Origin of the sequence: Phaeodactylibacter sp. (assembly GCF_040219495.1) — a bacterium.
Classification (GTDB): Bacteria; Bacteroidota; Bacteroidia; order Chitinophagales; family Saprospiraceae; genus Phaeodactylibacter.
In genome coordinates, this window is the sequence record NZ_JAVJSK010000096.1 from 1 (window position 1) to 19659 (window position 19659).

Below are 19659 nucleotides of genomic sequence, written 5' to 3' on the forward strand. Positions count from 1 at the left end.
GACTTTAGTAATCGGTCTGTAAACTGCACTTTTTCGCTTATACTTCGCCCCGAAAATCCTCATTTAGCTTAGGCTAAACTCCGGTTTTCGGGTCTCGTCTAACCAAAAAATTGCTAGTTTTCGACTAGAAGACCAAAATCCTAACACGCTCTTATTTCCCTATTCAAAAGAATCATTGATGCCATGATAAAAACAGAGCATTTTAAAAAGGTAGAGGTCCACTCTGCTGAAGAACTTAGGCAGTGGCTATTGAAAAACTACACTCAAAAGGATAGTGTTTGGCTCGTAACCTACAAAAAATCAGAAGTTGGGAAATACGTTTCACGGGAAGAAGTGCTGGACGAATTGTTATGCTTCGGCTGGATTGATGGCATCCGCAGAAAGCTCGATGAAACACGTACCATGCAGCTTATCGCGCCCAGGAAAGCGCAGCATTGGGCAAAAACATATAAAGATCGCGCGCAAAAGTTGATGGATCAAAACCGTATGCACGAGGCGGGGTTGCAGTCCATTCAAACGGGCAAAGAAAGCGGGCTATGGGATTTTATGGACGATGTGGATAATCTGGTTGTCCCGGATGATCTAAACGCAGCACTACAACAATTAAAGGGTGCTAAAGACTTTTTTGACCGAATCAATGATTCAAGCAAACGGTTCGTCCTGCGATGGATCAAACTGGCCAAAACGGAAAAAACAAGGAAAAACAGGATCAACAAAATCGCACATCTATCCTCCATTGGAGAAAAACTGCCTGGGAGTTGATATGAAACAGTTTCGATTTACTTTTGGCGAGCAGTTTACTAACTCACGTACTTTACTTTTTCACAAAAGGCGCTGTCCCTAATATCTGCCCATTCTCTAACGAACGTATGTTTAGGTGATAAAGTCCCGGAGTAAGCCCGCTGACTACAATGCCATTGCCGGTAGTATCTCCGGTTTGCCAGAGCAAGAGTCGACCATCTGTAGAATATATTTCTGCAACAGTATGTTCCCAACTCGTATTTGATGGCAAGTCCACAAAGATCTCTGAGGTAGCAGGATTGGGAAATACCGTTAATGGGGGGGTAATACCTATGCCGATCGTCTCACTTTCAACCAGTAGTCCCTCGGCATTAGTTCGGACAATCAAGCATTTGTTTCCTACCCCCTGCTCGAAGAACCATCCTGCAAAAGTAATATGATTAGCTGAGGCAAGGATGTCATTGCTGGCTCCATTAATGGTTAGCCCATCAGTGCCTTCAATAATTCGCGACCAAATACTATCCCCGTTTTGATCTATTTTGAGTAATACTGGACCGCCACCGGTTGCCCAACCGCAGAGCACCATCGCTCCATCAGGTGTCTCCGTAATGCCATACGCAATTGCTCTGCCGGGAAAGTCGTAAGAACGTGTCCATAATTCTTCACCCCCGTAGCTCACTTTTTTGATTACCATCTGTCCCTCGGCGATTCCAAATTGCCCTTTTCCACCAACCACTACAAGCCCATCAGGTAGCAAGAGTGCATCCTCAAAATACTCGTTATCTTGGTATTCTCTTGTCCAATATTCCTCCCCGGCAATGCTCATAGCTTTCAGGAAAGAACGGACATTACCCGATAAACTAGGGCCATAGCCGCCCACAAAAATTGTATCTCCCTGACCCTCTATAAAGCTGATCATGGTCTCATAGTGGATACTAGAATTCTGAAAGGTATGGGACCACATCATACTATCTGCCTCCATATTGTAACGCCAGACAAATCCTTTTTCGCGGAAGGAGTGTTCTCCATCCATCGTACCTCCCAGGATATAGTCGCCATCATCAATAACATGCAGCCCGGACTGCAATTGTAAATTTGGAATATTGAGAACAAAAGAGTCTACTGTATTACCTTGCAGATCAGTTTCATACAACATTGTATAATGATAACCAATCAAAGTATCAGTAGGGTGGGTGACATTACTTAGGACAAACCCTTGTTGACCAGGGCGCTTCTCAAGGTTGTCAGTAGGCGAGCCATGACTATTGAGGTAGTCTTGTGGTCCGTACTGTTGCTGCCATTCATATTCACCTTCAGCGTTCACCTCGATTAGAAATGTACCGTTGAGCCCACCAAAGACTAAAAATTCCTCATTTTCCAGTGGAGCTAATTTATAGGCGACTCCGGGAAAATCTGATTTTACGAAAAGGGGTTGACTGACTCCCTGGAAGGCAGAAAAAACAAAGAAAAGCGTAAGCGCAGGAACAAGCGATTTCATGGTGAGCGGGTTGAGTTAATTCTAATCCTTTTAAGATACTAATTTTCGATGAAAATAAGTTGTATTGCCCAGCAAAAAGTAAGAGTATGTCTAAAATTTATCGCGCATTGAAAATCAGAGCTTTGTGGTTTTGACTAGACTCCGCCGAGGGCGTTTGGCGGGTCAAACAACCGAGGTGAGGCGAAGTCAAGTTCATAAAGCGTTATTTTTCAAAAGTTAGAAATTTAGACATACTCTAAACGCCCTTACGCTAAAAGACCTTAATTCTGAAGTTTGTAATTTTTAATCTTTAGCACTACTGGATTCGCCAATTTGTTTTCGACACGGTACAAACTATAAAGGTTAACTATCATGGTTTTTCGAAGCTCAAGATTTGCCCTACCTCTTCCAAATCCTTTTTGATACCAGTATACTCCACATCCTGAACATCAATGTTGTTTTCAATCGCATGTTCAGCAATCACGGCAGCACTCTGCCCCAAAATCATAAAAACGGGCTCCATCCGAATCGAGCCGAAGGCAATATGAGAGCTTGAGACGGCAACCGGCACTATGAGATTGGTGCATTCCGCTTGCTCAGGCAATATTGAACCCATATCAATTTGGTAGGGTTGTTTGGGCTTCACGCCAATATCTCCTTCATTTTGGACAAATCCCTCAGGTGTGATATAGCGCTGGGTATTGTGAGAGTCCATCACATAGGAGCCCATGCCTATTGAATTAGGGACTTGCCGGTGGCCTAAAACTTCATGCTCTGTCATGACGTAGGCCCCAATCATTCTTCTCGCTTCACGAACATAAATTTGATGCGGCCAATGCCCGTTATCAGTAAACTCATCTTTCGCCAATCCCCATTTTTTCATTTCTTCCTGAATGGAAGATGGAACTCTGGGATCCGTCTTGTAAAAATAAAGCAGCCCCTTTTGGTAGTCTTCGTGCTCCTGAATGATAGCTTTGCGTTGCTCATAATCAGCTTCAGGGTATTCATAGTTCATCCCAATAAAATCGAAGCTGAAGGGCCCATGGTTGTTGACATCCGTTTTTAAGTTGGGAATAGGGTCAAATTTGTTGAAGGTGCCGTCCCAACCACTACCCAGTATTCTGACCAGAAGCTCATAATTGGATGGGTCGTAGTTTTCAGGTTTTGGGATGGGAACTTTGTTTTCGTCTACTTTAGTCAGGCACATCCGAAAACAGTAGGCCTGTAGCCTGTGATCACCGGCGCCTTTTTCTCCGGGGGGCGTGGGGGAAACGCCGTAGAGTAGCCCACTCTCAGGATCATCAGGCAGGACATAAGGGCTGATTTTCGTATCCCCGAAGTGGTGTTGGTGGTGGAGTACGCCTACCTGAACACCATTCCAGGTTTCATTGTAGGTGTCGTTGGATTCTCTTCCGACATGATAACTGACCCCGGCTGCTGCCATGAGGTCGCCTTCATAGGTAGCGTCAATGAAAACCTTGCCTTTGAAGATTCGCTCGTTCAGCATTTGAATGGAGACAATTCTACCTTCCTCCATGCTGACGCCATTTTGCCGGTCCAACCAGTGGTTTCTAAAGACTTTGATGCCATATTCCTCAACAAAGTCCTCAAATACGCCCTCCGCAACGTGCGGTTCAAATATCCACATTGTTCTTTTATCCCCGTCTATAGCCGGGGTGCCCTGACCTACATTCCCATATTCCGATTTGGCTTGCCATCGCCAGGCTTCCTCTTTTTGATAATGGTCATATATTCTTTGGTAAAATTCTCTTGCGAGCCCTCCAATTACTGCTTTGTTGCCAGTATCTGTAAATCCCAAACCTCCGGAAGACAGGCCCCCCAGATGTTGATCCGGGCATACAATTACGACTTCCTTGTCTGCCTGTGCCAGTTGTACAGCCGCCATCACGGCAGCGGAGGTGCCTCCGTAAATGACTACATCAGCTTGAATGGTTTCGGCATTACCGGGGAGTTGCAATCCCAGAAAAGCGATAAGAAAAGTAAGTCCTGGTAACTGTTTGATATTCATGGCAATTAGTATTTTATACGATACGCTCTTAGCGAGACAGGTCCTGATCTGGCAAAAAATCCTCATTCATGACCTATACATTAATAAACTCTAATATAAACAATCACTAAATTTGTATTGCCGCTATCTGAGGGTCAGATAGTTGTGATCAACTTCTCCCGGTAAGTTTCCATTACCGGGTAAAAGTGTAAGTTTCTCCAGGAGAAAGGTTTAGGGACTGGCTTTCATCTTGATACACCAGCTTACACTTTCCTCCTACAGGTGCCGTAATGGTAGCACGGAGTAATTGGCCGTTTTCCCAAGTCATGGACACCTCGAAATTACCACGCGCTATCAGGCCACTGACTTCGCCCTTGTCCCAGGCATCGGGCAAAGCAGGAAGCAGGCGGATTACGCTTGATTCCTCCGATTGCAGCAGCATTTCGGCAATACCCGCTGTAACCCCAAAATTACCGTCAATCTGAAAACGATCGGGAGGATGAATATCGAAAAGGTTGTTCGATACCTGCCCGGCCAGCAATTGCTGCACATGGTGATGGGCTGCGTTGCCATCAAGCAGGCGGGCATAAAAATTCACTACCCAGGCGCGGCTCCAGCCCGTTTGCCCTCCACCTTCTTCCAGTCTCCTTTTGATCGTCTTCTGGGCTGCCTCAAACAGGGCCGGAGTTGCTGGGGTAATTTGATGGGAAGGGTATAAAGCATACAGGTGGGAAATATGCCGGTGACCTTTTTCTACCTCCTCATAATCCTCGTTCCACTCCTGTATGGTGCCGTTTGCACCGATCTTAATGGGCGGTAAGCGAGGCAGTGCCGCTTCAATCTCATCGGAAAGCTGATGTATACCCAATACTTTTTCTGCTTCCAGGCAGGCACCGAAAACGTCTCTTATGATCTGCATATCAATCGCTGCCCCAACCGTATTGCGGGCAGGTTGTCCGGTTTCGGGATTGATGTATTCATTTTCCGGGGAATAGGAAGGTACAGTGACCAATTGTCCTTTTTCATTCTCTTTTAATAAATCCAGAATAAAGCGGCTTGCACCCTGCAAAATTGGGTAGGCTTCCTCACGGAGGTAGGTGGTATCTTGTTGGAAAACATAATGCCGCCAGAGCGTAATAGACATCCAGGCACCAGCCAGTGGGAAACTGTAACCATTGGTAAGCTGAGACCTGACAGCTGAGCCGGAAGGGGTACTCCGCCCGAAAGGATTAGTGGCGTGGTGCGCCACCCAGCCTTCTGACCCAATAAACTTTTGGGCAGTGTTTTGTCCGCGCTCGGCAAGACCTTTCATCCAGTTGGACAGCGGTTGTACCGTTTCAGGCAGGTGGGTCACTTCCGCAGGCCAGTAGTTCATCTGCAAGTTGATGTTCAGATGATAATCGGCTTCCCAGGGTGCCCACATTTCCTCGTTCCAGATACCTTGCAGGTTGGCAGGTAAACGTGCATTCCCGCCCGAGCTACCCATGAGCAGATATCGTCCATATTGAAAGAATACCTGGGTCAGGTGATTATCCGTAGCTCCCTCCCTGACTTTTTGCAGCCGTATATCGGTAGGAATAGTATCTGGAATATATCCTCCTGTTAGGTTAAGATTTACCCGCTGATATACTGACTGGTGGTCGGTAATATGCTGTTGACGAATCTCTTCATAAGTAACGGACCGTGCTTTTTGCAGGGTTTTTCCGGCTATAGTCAGCGGGTTCTTTGTACGATCAAAAGTCATTTTTTCCAGGCTGTAGTCCGTGGCAGCGCTCAGGATGATGGTAAAGTCAGTCACATTATCCACCCGGAGCATCGTGTCTGCGGCGGCTACCTTGCCTGTTGGGGTAAGGATAGCAATTTGGGCGGCAAACTTCATGTGCTTTCCTCCCGGACCGGAACCACCGGGATTGTCATCGTAGCCTTCCGGGTCATCGTAAACCTGCCCTTCCACCAGCAGGGTTTTATCTTCCTGCACCCTGATCTGAATATCTTTCGGGCGCTCAAAATGGAGATCGCTGGTCAGGGGGGCTCCATCCAGACTGCGCACGTGGTGCACCACTACATCATAGGCCGTGGAAATCAGGGTTTCCCGTACAAAACGCTTTCCATCAATGGCATAGCTAACGGTATGGATGCCGGTGGACAGATCCAGGCTTCGCTCGTAGTCGGTTGGCTGGCTGTGCCCCTGTAGTCGCACAAACATATCGCCCAAAGGCTCATAAGAACGGAAAGAAGTGGGGTAGGCAGCCAAGTGTTCCTCCGCGTAGTTCATGGCTTCTTCAAACTTGCGTTGCAGGTTAAGTTCCTGAAACCGGGCATAATGCGCTCCTACATTCTCCGGGTAAGGTTCCGTAGGTTCACCCGCCCAGAGGCTCTCTTCGTTCAACTGAATGTGCTCCATTTCCGGCAGGCCATACACCATGGCTCCCAGGCGACCATTGCCCAAAGGCAGCGCTTCTTTCCAATGGCTTGCAGGTTGCTGGTACCAGAGCCGTTGATCCACTGGATCTGGGTTGCTACAGCTGGTTAAGATACCAAGGATTAAAAAAGTAACAGGGACAAATAAATATCGATTCATGAGGAAGTGATTTTTTCAGGATTACCGGAGGAACGAAGTCGGTTTTCCAGTAACTTTCTTTCCTGTTCGCCCAGTTGCAGACTGGATTTTAGGTTTTGATTGCCCGCTGCTCCGGGAATGTAGTTTTGGTTTTCTATAGGAAATTCGGCCTGCATCTGCTCCAGTTCTTTCTGAAGTAGCGCGTCCAATTCCGCTACTTTTCCAGGCATTTCCACGACCAGATTGACACGCTCGTAAGGGTCGGCGGCCAGATGATACAATAGAAAGCGCCCTTCCTCATCGTTGTAAAACCGGATCAGTTTCCAACCTTGGTAGATGATGGATGAAAATGGGCTGGCCGCATGGGTATAATGGGGGAAATGAAAAACAAGGGGCCGTTCCTTTATGGGCATATCTTGTAGTACAGGCAGGAAACTTCGCCCTCTACCCGGATCATCGGGGGCGGAAAGCCCGGCTACCTCCAGAAAAGTTGGAAAAATGTCACTTCCCAATACCCTTTCGTTCGTTTTGTTGGCTTTGATTTTTCCAGGCCAACGTACTACAAAAGGCACTTTCATTCCCGCTTCAAAAGGATAGCTTTTTCCACCTAGTAAGGGATAGTTGGAAGTTGACTTGGGTACCAATCCCCCGTTATCGGAGGTGAAGACGACTATTGTGTTCTCCGCCAGGCCCAGGCTATCCAGTGCCTGCATCACCCTGCCTACACTTCGATCTACGCTGGCCACCATAGCGGCATACTCTGGAATGTTCTGATCGTCGGTCTCGCGATTTTCAAACTTCCTGACCAGTTCAGGCAATCCTTGCAGGGGGCGGTGCACTAAGTAGTGGGATAAGACCCCTGCGAAGGGAGCGCCTCCGCTTTCCTCCATAAAACGGATCAATTCAGTGGTCAGCGCTTCTGAGACATAGGTTGTCGAATCGTACTGTTCTAAACCCGCCAGATTCCCGTTAAAGGAGTGAATGTAATGGCCTTTGGTAGAACTGTGCCTGGGCCGGTATCCTTTGGCTACATCAAAGCCCCGGGATTCAGGTAGAAATCCTTCGCCGGAGCCGCAATGCCATTTGCCAAAAAAGCCCGTTCGGTATCCTTGCTTTCTCAGGCGCTCTATCAGCATAGGAGTTTGACGTGGCACCGCATGGCGATGTAGCGCCTCTTGGTACTGATTGGTCTTCGCACCCGTATTCCGGCTGACTGCAAAAAGACTATCCCCTACAGGTACGTGGTTCCCAAATACGCAAGTAAATTGAGAGGCAGCCGGATTGAGACCGGTCAGAATTGCCCCCCTTGATGGTGAGCACACCGGACTGTTTGAGTAACCGTTGGTGAAAACACACCCTTCTTTCGCCAGGCGATCAATATAAGGCGTCTGGTAATAATCGCTCCCAGCATAGCCGACATCTTTCCAGCCCATATCATCAATCAGGATGAGCAGCATGTTAGGCGAGGACAATTGCTCTTCCTGTTTTGTTGAGCAGGCAAGCAGAAAGGTCATCAATAATAAAATCAGGGTGTGTTTCATTAGAGTTTATTAAGGTAAGTTTTGTGTAGGGTATGGATGAGTATTTTTTGCCAGATCAAGACCTGTCCCGCCAAACAGCGGGAGAACGCCCGGAACCTCGTAGCCTAAGCTACGAAGGTGAGGACGAGATGCAGAGCTGGTGAAAAAGACCATTCAGAGACATACAAAATTTGCGTTAATAAACTCTATTGTATAGAATATTTACCTTTCTGTGCCAATTCTCGCTTCAACACTTGTGCTTTTTCAGGTTGACAGTTCGAAAAAAGCTATATGAGCCCGGAACTGTTTGTTGTTACTTTTCTCCCCTGATCGGCCAGTATGGGCTAGGCTCATGCTCCTTTTGGATGATGGCTTCAAACTCCGCCACCAAATCTGGGCGCTCGTAGTGCCAGTTGTACAACTCTCCAGGGTCTTCTTCCAGGTTGTAGATTTGCAGCGGGCCGCCCATCCATTCTTTAACGCCTTTCCATTTGCCCTTACGCACTGCGAATTTGGCGTTGGGCTGATCCATGTAGGGGAATTCCCAGTAGAGATAATCCCTGGCCAGCGTATCGGCTTTGCCCGTAAGTAGCGGCACCCAACTAGTGCCATCTGTTCTTTGGGGAGGGTTTTCTGCCAATTCCCCCGCCGTAGCCATTAAATCATAGTAAGCCACAGGCTCTGCACTGACTATCCCCCCCTCAATAAAGCCTTCCCATTGGGCGATGAGCGGCACGCGGATGCCCCCTTCGAAGAGGTCGCGCTTCATGCCCCGAAAAGGGCCATTGGAGTTGAAAAACCGCGCATCGTGGTAAAAGTGCCGCTGCCCATTGCCACCCCCGTTGTCGCTCATAAACACGATCAGCGTATTTTCGGCAATGCCCAGGGAGTCCACTAAATCAAGCAGTTGCCCCATTTGCTGATCGATGGTATGAATCATGGTCGCCCAGCGTTTGTCGCCAACCGGCCAGGGCTTATCCTTATAGATTTCCGCAGGCTCGTAGGGCATGTACAGGTGGGGTAATTGGGTGGGGATGTAAGCAAAAAAGGGCGTGTCTGTAGCCGCTTCTTTCCGAATAAAACCCTTTGCCTTGTCGAAATACCAGTCGGCGGAGCTGTATTGCTTTTCTTCGGAAAGGGGTACAGGGATTTCCTGCTCATTTTCCCACAAGGAATCCACGTAGTAATAATGTGCCTTACGCTGATCAAGAAAGCCGTAAAACGCATCAAATCCTTTTTTGGTGGGGATGCCCTCGGTGCCGGGTTCGGCCAGCCCCCACTTGCCAAACAGCCCGGTGCGGTAGCCAGCATCTTTCAGCAGCTGCGCCACGGTGAAGGTAGAGTCGTTGAAATTGACCAGCTCGCGCTGCAAAGAGCGGTTGTTCCGTACCCGCGTATGCCCGGCGTGCAGCCCTTCCATCAGCGTGGAGCGGGAGGGCGCACAGACGGGTGAACCGGTGTAGGCATCGGTAAAGCGGATGCCCTGTGCTGCCATAGCGTCGAGGTTTGGAGTACTTATTTTGGACTGCCCGTAGCAGCCGGCATCGCCCCAGCCCATGTCATCGGCGAGGTAGAGGATGATGTTGGGGCGGGTTTTAATTTCTATGGGGCCTGATAATTGCTGGCTAGTTTCCTGTTTTGCTGTGCACGCTGATACAGAAACTGCTAGAAGCAATATTATGTAGTTGTATTTTTCAATCATACGCTTTTTAAAAATTAGTCTTTTATTACATTCTGCCTTTGTATTTGGAGGATGGGCAAGAGCTTTGCCAGTGCTTCCTGTGCAGCCGGGGAGAATAAGTCCGCTTCTTTCTCTTCCGGCAACTTCCGGCAATCTATCAACCGCTCCCCCTGATGGTGCAACCGCCACTGCCCATCAAAGACCACAAAGTCATCTTTAATAGCACCGGTTACCCATTGGCGGTGCCCTTCCTGCTGCCCCGCAAGTACCGGAAGCAAAGAGCGCCCATCCATTGTGAGTTCAGAGGGCAGAGGTACGCCTGCCAGGGCACAGATGGTTGGGAAAAGATCGGTCATGTCGACCAGTGCCTCAATGGTGAAGCCTTCGGGGAGGTTGGGACCGGCGATCAATAGGGGCACGTGCATCCCGCCGTCGTTTAGATCCCATTTGCCACCGTGGACGAGCCCGGTACGCGTGGAGCGAGGGGTCTGAGATTGGGTGCCATTGTCCCCGACAAAAATGATGTAGGTATTTTCAGCAATGCCCAGGCGTTCTAAAGTGGCCATCAGTTCTCCTGTGATCTGATCAAGATAGGTGATCATGCCGTCCAGGGAAGGATCGGTTCCATTAGCCCGGTCATCGGGCGTATCAATGATGGGGGTATGCGGCAAGACCATGTTGTGCTGTATGCAGAAGGGCTGACCTTTGGCAGTGGCTTTGGTCATTTCACTGATGACGTACTGAGCCATCAGGTCGGGTCCAAATGTAGCAGTGTCGACCGGAACAATAGCGCCATCCCGGTTATAAGTTACATTCCAGTACCGTTTGGTCTTAGCCTCCTCCTTCCATATTTGCCAGACGCACCAGGACTCAAAGCCGGCCTGCTTGCAGTGGTCAGGATGGTACTCCAGGGTAGCCAGCTGCCATTTACCGGTAACGGCAGTATGGTAGCCTTTCGCCTGGAGCAATTGGGCATAGCTGGTAAACTGCTCGAAATCCACGGCTTCCCGGGTACCCTTGTGCACAGGGAGTACCTCTGTGTAGCCATGCCGGTGGGCGTACTGACCGGTGTAAATGCTCATGCGGCTGGGGGTACATACCGGGCTGGTGTAGGCACGTTCAAAACGAACACCGGAAGCGGCGAGGCGGTCCAGGTTTGGAGTTTGGACTCCGATACCCCCGTAACAGCCCAGCTTTTCATAGCCCAGGTCATCGGCTACGATGAGCAGAATGTTGGGAGGCAGAGTGTCTTGGCTGATCCCCCCCTGGTAAAACATAACCAGGGCAGCAAGTGCCAGTATTTGCTTTTTCATCACAGGTTATTTTTGTAGGGGTGGAAGCGGAGCGATGCTGGCTTCGAAGGCTGCTATTCTGGCTTTTAGCTCGGCTACTTTATCCGGGTACTGATTCGCAAGATTCCGCTGTTCGCCGGGATCCTGAACGAGATTGAACAGGAGGTCATCTTCGTGTGGCATCGGCTCACCGCGGGCGCGGTCCGGGTTGGCCAGCTTCAGCTTCCAGGGGCCGGAACGGATGGCATTGAGCTGATCAAAGCGGTAAAAAAAGAAATCGCGCTCAGTCGTGGGTTTCAGCTTCAGCAGGTCTGTCCCATTTAGCTTGAGCTCCCTGGGTAGTGTGTAGCCGGTGATGGCTACAAAAGTAGGTAGCCAGTCGCACATGATACCAGGGGTGGAGATAATCTCACCTCCTTCAAAATATCCTTTTCCGTAAGCAATAGCAGGTACTCGAATCCCGCCCTCAAAGGTAGTCTGCTTCCGCCCCCGCAGCGGCGCATTGCTGCCACAGGTTTCCTTATTCCCCCAGCGCTGAGGCACCTGCCGGGCACCATTATCACTGGAGAAAACAATGATGGTGTTGTCTGAAAGCCCGAAGTCTTCCAGCGCCTTTAGGAGTTCGCCTACGCTGTTGTCCAGTTCCTGCACCACGTCGCCGTAGAGACCATACTTAGAGGTGCCTTCAAACTCGGCAGAAACGAAGAGCGGCTCGTGCGGGAAGGTATGCGGCCAATACAGAAAAAACGGCTCCTCCTGGTGCTTTGCGACGAACTGAATGGCTTCGGCCGTATACCGTTGCGTAAGCGTAGGCTGATGCACCGGCTGATCGATGATGGTGGTGTCCCGGTACAGGGCGAGCAATTGTTTGGGCTTGTAGTTGGGCTTCCAGGGGCGGGGCCAGTCCATATCATTGGAATACCGCAGGCCGAAAAAGTAGTCAAACCCATGCTGACTGGGATGGTGTTGCGGTTGATGCCCCAGGTGCCATTTGCCGATACAGGCGGTAGCGTAGCCCTGTGCTTTGAACAGCTCTGCCATAGTGAAGGTAGCGGTATCCAGCCCGCCTTTGCTCCAGGGGAAGAATACGGGCCCAATGCCATTCCGTATGGGGTACTGCCCGGTAAGCAGCCCGGCCCGGGAAGGCGAACAAATAGGTGAGGTACTGTAGAAGTCAGTATAGCGTACGCCATTCGCAGCGAGTTCGTCCAGATGTGGCGTATGTATGCTGTCGGCACCGTAACAGCCGAGATCACCGTAGCCCAGGTCATCGGCGTAGATGAAGACGACATTGGGACGTTGCTTCTCATTGGGTTGTGCGAAGGCAATGGCTGTGAGCAAAAGGAAAAAGAATACCACGCCAGCTTTGTAAATGGGTGTTTTATGATTCATAATTTGTTCTTTCTGGTGTGCTCACTCACAAGGTAAAACGCTTCACAATTTTTACGAATACATTCATTTAGAGCGTGTTGGGACTTTTGTCTTCTAGTCGAAAACTAACAATTTTTTGGTTAGACGAGGCCCGAAAACCGGAGTTTAGCCTTAGCTAAATAGCCTGTCCCGCAGTTTGCGGGAAGGATTTCCGGGACGAAGTATAATCAAAAAAGTGTAGTTTGCAGACCGATTACTAAAGTCCCAACACGCTCTTACAGCCTGTTGCTTCCGGTAGTAAGTTCGACGGTGCCCGTTTCCGTAATCAATTCGCCGGTAGTGCCTGCTGGCATTTCGACAGTTCCGCTTAACTTCCCGTTTTCCTTTTTGAGGTCTAGCTTGATATGTCCCTTAGGGTGGGGGTGCGTACATTGTAGGGTTTGCCCCTCTCTTAGTTGAGGCGCAATTCGTACGGCCTCAAACCCGGGCGCAGCCGGCTTCACACCCGCAGTAATGGTGTACAAATGGTAGTTCGGGCTAGCCCCCCAGGCGTGGCACTCTGAGCGGCTGCGCAGGGTGGTTTCCGGCCAGGTGGTGACCCCGGCGCGAAGCATCGTTTTCCAAATGCCCAGGTTGTCAAGGTATTCCTGCCCTAATCCGGCGGCTCGTAGGGCTTCAAACTGATAGAATTGCCAGTAGACTGTGGGCTGTGTCAGGGTGGTGTCGGTCAGGGCGCGGCGCATGAGCTGAGCAGCGGCTTCGCCTCGCACGATGCCGGTGAGGATGGCCAGGTGGTTGGTATGGGTAGAGTAGTGGTTACCATCCGGGGTGTCGGTATAGAGTTGACGACTGCTGTTCCAATAGTACTTCGGGATTGCTTCCATAAGGCCCTTGGCTGCGCTCTGATACTGATTGTAATAGTGGAAGTCGCCGGCGTAAGTTTCCAGCTCCATCGCCCACTCCAAGGCAAGTAATAAATGGAGGTCAACCAGTGCCGAATAGCCGTTGTCATCAAAGGGCGCTTCGCCTCTTGGGAATGCCCAGTCCACGAAGTTGTGGTAATCAGGCCGCCGGACGGTACCATCCTTCCGCAGCCGGTCCAAAAAGTAGCCCAGCAAAATGCGGGCAATGGGCAGCTTCTGCCGGATGAATGCCTTGTCGCCTGCGTACATCATATAGTCGTGCAGCATCCCAATCCAGTACAGGCTGTAGTTGGAGATGTAGTAGGTGGAATTGGTCGGGTAGCGGGCCGACAAAAAGCCCTCGCTGTTGAGCGACCAGGAAAACTGCTCGATGGAGTTTTTACCCAAACGGGCATCCCCAAACAGCACATAGCTGACCAGTGCCTGCACCCGGGTGTCGCCTTCAAACTGACTCTCCTCGTAGTAGGGGCAATCCATATAGGTATCGTGTGCACAAAGGCGGATGGTCCGCTCCCCAACCTCAAGAATCTTGTCGAGTGTATCCTGCTCAGCTGCGGGAATTCCTTCTACACGGAAGGTGGCTTCCGTGGTAAAGGGATAGGTAGAAAACCGGCTGTAAAAGTCTTCGATAACCAATGGCTCTTCCTGAGTTTCTATGGTCATTTCGATATACCGGAACGCCCGCCACCAAATCGGTTCGTAGTTTCGCTTGTTCCCGCCATCCGCTGTAAATTGATCGTAGTAGCCGATCAGCTCTTTGCCCGCTATTTCACCCCGGTGCCCCTTATTGCGGTCCTTTACAGGGCCGATGTTGGGGGCTTCCACGTATTCCAGCCGGATGCTCGCGCTCTTGCCACCACTAACTTGCAGTACCGGGTAAGCTGTGGTCATCACGCCCTGATCAAATACCAGTGTAGTTTTTGTTTTTGCCGGGATGGTTACCGGGGTGGCTTTTTTAGGAAAGCCTTTCGGAATGAAAACCCCTTCACTGCGCCTTACGCTTTGGAACCGCTGATCGGTTAGGGATTCATGCGGCAAAGTGCGCGGGGTCAGTTTCCAGCGGCTGGCCCAGATACAGGTTTTGGCGAAAGCGCTCTCCACCCGCTGGGCTGTCGGCCATTGGCTATCGTTATAGTCTAGGTCGCTCCAGCCCCAGTAGAGCTGCTGCCCATCCACCATTTCCCGGGAGCCGCCACCGTAGTAGCCCTGCACCTGACTGCCGTCTACGAGATTGGGCGAATAAGAAGGGTCGTGGATGGCTTTCCAGCCTTTACCGGTATTCAGCAACCGGAAGGATTGGTCGTCGGCAGCCAGCACAAAGCCGGTCTGTACACTCATTTGAGCGTCCGGCGGATGGGAACCGTAGTTGAGCACTTGCGCCGCCAAAACGTTCTTTCCGGGCTTCAAATAGGGGGCGATATCGGTAGACTCATAATACCAATGATTGAGGTCGCCCCGCTGCGGCCCGTAGGTTGCCCGCTCCCCGTTTACGAAAAGCTGATACCGGTTATCCCCGCTGCTGTGCACTACCAATCGTTCCGGGACGGTGTCCAGTTCAATGGTTTTCCGGAAACGATGCATGGCGTAGCTTTTCCAGGGGGCGTCTGACGGGGCAATCCACTGTGCGGGCCACACCTGAGTGAGGTCTTCGGGCTGCGCGGGTGAAACCGGGCTACACAAAAAGTAGGTCAACGTCGTAAGCGCAAGGGTGGTTAGTTTGCTTTTCATAGCATCAGTTTTTTGCTTTAGAGCGTTAGCGTCGAAAAACCAAGGGTAGATTAAACAGCCATGATCAAGACTTTATGTTGTTGATTAGTAGTACCAATCTCTATTCATTTTTAGAACGAAAATAAGGGTTGAATTTTGAATGGGAATACTCTGATGCCGGAGCCCATTGTGCCGGTATCCATTTCGAAAGCTGACTGATCGTATCCCGGTGGGCATCCAAAGGGGCCAGATTCACCCATTCATTGGGATCATTCAGAAGATCGTACAATTCCTGCGAGCCATCCTCGTATTGGATTAAGCGAAATTGCCGGTCGCGGACCACCACGTTTCCCGACCCGTAAAAAGACAAGGCTGGATAGGGCCAGTCAGCCTCCGGATCATTTATCAGGGGCAGCAGCGAACGGCCATCCGCCATCTCATAATCCGGTAAACCAGCCAAATCTGTAAGCGTAGGGTAGATATCCAGCAATTGCGCGGGCGCATCGATCCGTTGCCCTTTTTTCTGGCCGGGTTCTTTTACGATGAGAATCGTACGGGTATCCCGTTCCCAGATGGCCTGCTTGGCGAACCGGTTTTTCTCTCCCAGGTGGTAGCCGTGGTCGGACCAGAGGACGACAATAGTGTTTTCAGCATAGGCAGAGTTTTCCAATGCATCGAGCACCTTGCCTACCTGAGCATCTACAAATGCAATACACGCGAGGTAGGCCTGTATTACATCCTTCCACTCTCTGGAAGCGATCAAGTCCTCAGTGGTCGGCATCATCGGCGCCTCCGACACCCGGTAGCCCATCAGGGGAATATCTTCGAAGTCATTGGGGAGGTAGGGCGGGGTTTCAATCTTATCTTTGGGAAATTTATCAAACCATTTCTGAGGAGCATACCAGGGGACGTGCGGCCGTACAAAACCCACTGCGAGAAAGAATGGATCCTGATGCTCCTGATTCAGCTTATCAACGGCCCACGCTGCACTTTTGTAGTCTGTCATCAGGCTATCGTGCTCAGGGTAAGCCCCCCAGTCTGTTGCGGTATGCCCGATTTTTTCAGGCATCTGATGAGGGTCATAATTGAACCTTTCCTTCGGTTTGGGCCCAAACCAGTCAAATCCTCCACCGTACTCGTCGAAGGTGCTGGCCCGGTCTCCGTTATGGTATATTTTTCCCACGGCCATGGTTTTATAGCCGTGTGCTTCAAAATAATCAGGCATGAAGGTGGACTGGGCAACTGCGGCACTGCCTTTTTTAATGTTGACATCCTCTACCTGCTGGTAATTGCCGCTGCTGTGCGGTGAAAGTCCGGTGAGAATACTAGCCCGGGAAGGGCCACAGATAGGAGCCTGGCAGTGGGCGTTGGTAAACAGGGCACTCTGAGCGGCGAGCCGGTCTATATTTGGGGTTTCGGCTTTAATGCTTCCGCCCATGCAGCCCACGTAGTCATTCAGGTCATCAATGGCGATGAACAGGATATTAGGTTTTTGCTGGGCATGTGCCAGGAAAGTACCAAGTAACAGAAAGGTAAGTGGTATTGTAATTCTTTTCATCCTTTTTCATTTAGGTTAAGGTTTGAAGCCTGCAAATTGGGCAGCAGCCCATCTTACCCTGAAGCTTTACATTTTTAATTCCGTTGTTTACAGTATGGCATCATCGTGAACCCGCCGCTGCCAATCTATGATCAATTTGCGCAGGCTGTCTCTTTTAGCTTGGTAAGCTTTTTTGTAGTATAGATTGTGGACTTCACCGGGGTCATCATTTAGATTGAAGAGTTGGGAAAGATCGCTATCCCTTACACTTTGGCACATTTTGTAGCCATCCGGTGTGATAATGGTGCGGATCATTTGCTGGGCTGCGCGCAGGCAGTCTGCCTCATCCACTCCATCCGGACATCGTTCGATCTGGTTTTTGACCCCGCGGTAGCTGGAGTGCCATTCTACGAATACATTTCCGGCATGATCCTGATCAAGGTAAGGCAACAGGCTCTTACCAGGCAGTTTTGGAGGTATTTCCTGGCTCATAGCCGCGAGTAGGGTGGGTACCAAGTCGATTTGACTTACCGGATAGGTGATTTTTTTGGCCTCAACTCCGGGGACTTTAAGAAAGAAGGGCACTCGGGCAGCGGGATCGTATAGGACACTTTTACCGGTAAGGCCAAATTTACCCATCATCTTACCGTGCTCGCTGGTGTATACGATGATGGTATTGTCATAGAGCCCCAGTTCTTTTAGCTTGGCAACGATGGCCCCTACGCTCAGGTCAACCTGGTGAACCAGGCCCCAATATTTGGCCATTTCTTCCTGTAGTTTTTCTTTTTCAAGCCCTTCTTTATTCGGCTTTCGCTTGAGCTGATACTGTAGTGATTCATCCTCTGGCACAAAGTCCCCGTATGTCGAATCCAGCAAAATGGCTGAAGGGTCATGCAGATCGTCAAAGGGGCCGAAGTTGGGGGTATGTGGTTCGAGAAAAGAGAGGTACAGGGCAAAGGGCTTATCCTGGTTTTTTTCCAGAAACTCCAGAGCCTTTCCCTCCATATATTTGGATTTGGTATGCTCGAGCGGCAACCGGTTGCAAAAGCCACGGGAGAAGGTTCCCCAAAGTTCTACATCAGGCTGATAGCCTTTTTTCAGCAGCCATTGATGATAGTCACTGTACCGGGTGGTATCCGTTGCGGTATAGCCGTCTTCCGTGCTGATTCTTTCATCAAATCCTGCCCGTACATCGAGTTCCGAGCCCAGGTGCCACTTTCCAATGTAGCTGGTGACGAAAGTGTCGGGCAGTAAAGCGGGCAGTACGGGTACACTGTCCGGCAGGGGAATGTTATTGGCAGTCACGGTAGAGTAATGCGGGTAGTGCCCGGTCAGAATCGTTGAACGAGCCGGGGAACAGACCGGCTGGGTGACGTAGGCTTTTTCGAAAACCACCGCTTCCTGTCCTAATGCATTGAGATTAGGCGTTTTGATTTGTGGGTTGCCATAGGGCAGTGAGGTGTCAAAGCGGTGCTCATCGGTCAGAATGAACAGCAGGTTGTACTGATCCGGTTTTTGCTCCTCGGGTGAGCAGGACATCAGTCCCGCCAGGAAAATAAATCCAAGGGAAAAGCTAAGGTCTTTTATCATTCTTTTTACTGATTTAAGCCTCATAAAGGGCAGAGTTTATCCAAATCCTTCCAGCCTGGTTCCTAATTAAGACTATGCTGGGAATTCCCTTTTGAAGCGAATTCCCAATATAGTCTAAAGCAAATAGGGTATTGGGTGGCTGAATCTGCTCAGCTGGTTGAGCGGAATACAGATTGCAAGAACAGCAAAGCCCCAAAAGGAACAGGCTGGACGGAAGTTTTCACCGGCAGTCAATCAACACATGAATACTCTCCCGGTCTGATTTGTCATCCCGAAGGGTAAAGGCTTCACCGACTTTTTCCAGCGGAAAGCGGTGGGTGACCATTTCCACGGTATTGACAAGCCCGTCTTCTACCAACTGTAGGCCTTCCTGCCAGAACCGGCGCATGTCAATATCCCGTTTAGGTTCGGTAGAGTAGATATCCACGCGCTTTTTGTGCATCTTGAAGAAGTCAAAAGGTTCCTCGCAGGGGCCAATACAGCCGTACATCACAATACGACCGCCGAAGGCACAGGCATCAAGCGCATCCACCATGCCCGCACCTTCCAACAGGCAGGGGATGACCACATCGAAGCCATCGGGGAAGTCCTTCCCAACGATATCCATCGTGGGGGTGTCCTCGGACGGAATCTGATAGGTGTGAGTGGCACCGTACTTTTTTGCCAGTTCCAGCTTGGCCGGGTTGAGGTCGGTGACAGCCAGGTTTTTGGGGCTAAACAGGCTAATGACTTGTGTCATGACCAGCCCGCTAACGCCCTGCCCGGTGATGAGGACATTAGTGTTGGCCTGAATGTTGGACAGCTCCGCAGCGTGCAGAATGCCAGGCAGGACTTCCAGAGAACTGATCTCTTCGTCCGGAAAATTATCGGGTACGACCTTCACGTTGAAGGGCGTACAAACGATGTATTCCGCGAAAGCGCCCCAAACATAGCGGCAGGAAACCCGCTGCCCAACCTTCAGGGTGTGCACATTTGCCCCTACTTTATCGACCACTCCGGACACCTCGTGCCCCAGCCTTCCCGGGAAGGACACAAACTCGGGCCGCCGAATACCCCGGTAGGTTTCTATATCCGAGCCGCAGATGCCCACATAGTGCATGCGGATACGGATTTCCTCCGGCCCGGGCTCCGGGATTTCTGCATACACCATTTCGATCTGCCCGGGCTTTTGCAAAACCGCGACCCGTTGCGCGTTAGGGTGGCTGGCGTCTACAAATGAGAGGTCAGCCAGTTGCATTTTAGATGCCATGTT

12 protein-coding genes are annotated in these 19659 nt (G+C 50.4%); 1 reads left to right on the plus strand and 11 read right to left on the minus strand.

The window, feature by feature from the left end; all coding sequences use genetic code 11:
- The first annotated feature begins 183 nt into the window (after positions 1–183).
- Positions 184–762, plus strand: a complete 579-nt coding sequence (locus tag RIC19_RS14735) for a YdeI/OmpD-associated family protein (protein WP_350179096.1) — start codon at positions 184–186, stop codon at positions 760–762.
- Positions 763–814: 52 nt separating this feature from the next.
- Here RIC19_RS14735 and RIC19_RS14740 read toward each other — a convergent pair whose 3' ends face one another.
- The 11 genes from RIC19_RS14740 to RIC19_RS14790 form a co-directional block, all read right to left on the minus strand.
- Positions 815–2239 (minus strand): T9SS type A sorting domain-containing protein, encoded by a 1425-nt coding sequence (locus tag RIC19_RS14740; RefSeq protein ID WP_350179097.1) that lies wholly within the window; start codon positions 2237–2239, stop codon positions 815–817.
- A 349-nt stretch (positions 2240–2588) separates the two neighbouring features.
- Positions 2589–4247: an FAD-dependent oxidoreductase gene (locus tag RIC19_RS14745; RefSeq protein ID WP_350179098.1), complete on the minus strand. Its 1659-nt coding sequence runs from the start codon at positions 4245–4247 to the stop codon at positions 2589–2591.
- 172 nt (positions 4248–4419) lie between these two features.
- Positions 4420–6807: a glycoside hydrolase family 95 protein gene (locus RIC19_RS14750; protein WP_350179099.1), complete on the minus strand. Its 2388-nt coding sequence runs from the start codon at positions 6805–6807 to the stop codon at positions 4420–4422.
- Positions 6804–8327 (minus strand): sulfatase, encoded by a 1524-nt coding sequence (locus tag RIC19_RS14755; RefSeq protein WP_350179100.1) that lies wholly within the window; start codon positions 8325–8327, stop codon positions 6804–6806. The genes RIC19_RS14750 and RIC19_RS14755 overlap by 4 nt, the downstream gene beginning before the upstream one ends.
- A gap of 292 nt (positions 8328–8619) precedes the next feature.
- Positions 8620–9981, minus strand: coding sequence for an arylsulfatase (locus RIC19_RS14760; RefSeq protein ID WP_350179101.1), 1362 nt, complete (start codon positions 9979–9981; stop codon positions 8620–8622).
- 41 nt (positions 9982–10022) lie between these two features.
- The gene (locus tag RIC19_RS14765) at positions 10023–11300 is read right to left on the minus strand and encodes a sulfatase-like hydrolase/transferase (protein WP_350179102.1); all 1278 of its coding nucleotides are present in this window, start codon (positions 11298–11300) and stop codon (positions 10023–10025) included.
- Positions 11301–11306: 6 nt separating this feature from the next.
- On the minus strand, positions 11307–12671 hold the full coding sequence (locus RIC19_RS14770) for a sulfatase family protein (RefSeq protein WP_350179103.1): 1365 nt from the start codon (positions 12669–12671) through the stop codon (positions 11307–11309).
- A 254-nt stretch (positions 12672–12925) separates the two neighbouring features.
- Positions 12926–15301 (minus strand): alpha-L-rhamnosidase-related protein, encoded by a 2376-nt coding sequence (locus tag RIC19_RS14775; RefSeq protein WP_350179104.1) that lies wholly within the window; start codon positions 15299–15301, stop codon positions 12926–12928.
- Between the two features lie 100 nt (positions 15302–15401).
- A complete protein-coding gene (locus RIC19_RS14780) occupies positions 15402–16838 on the minus strand; it encodes a sulfatase (protein WP_350179105.1) in 1437 nt (478 codons plus the stop codon).
- Positions 16839–16925: 87 nt separating this feature from the next.
- Entirely contained in the window at positions 16926–18407 is a 1482-nt protein-coding gene (locus RIC19_RS14785; protein WP_350179106.1) for a sulfatase family protein, read from the minus strand.
- 220 nt (positions 18408–18627) lie between these two features.
- A complete protein-coding gene (locus RIC19_RS14790; RefSeq protein WP_350179107.1) occupies positions 18628–19656 on the minus strand; it encodes a zinc-dependent alcohol dehydrogenase in 1029 nt (342 codons plus the stop codon).
- Positions 19657–19659: the final 3 nt, after the last annotated feature.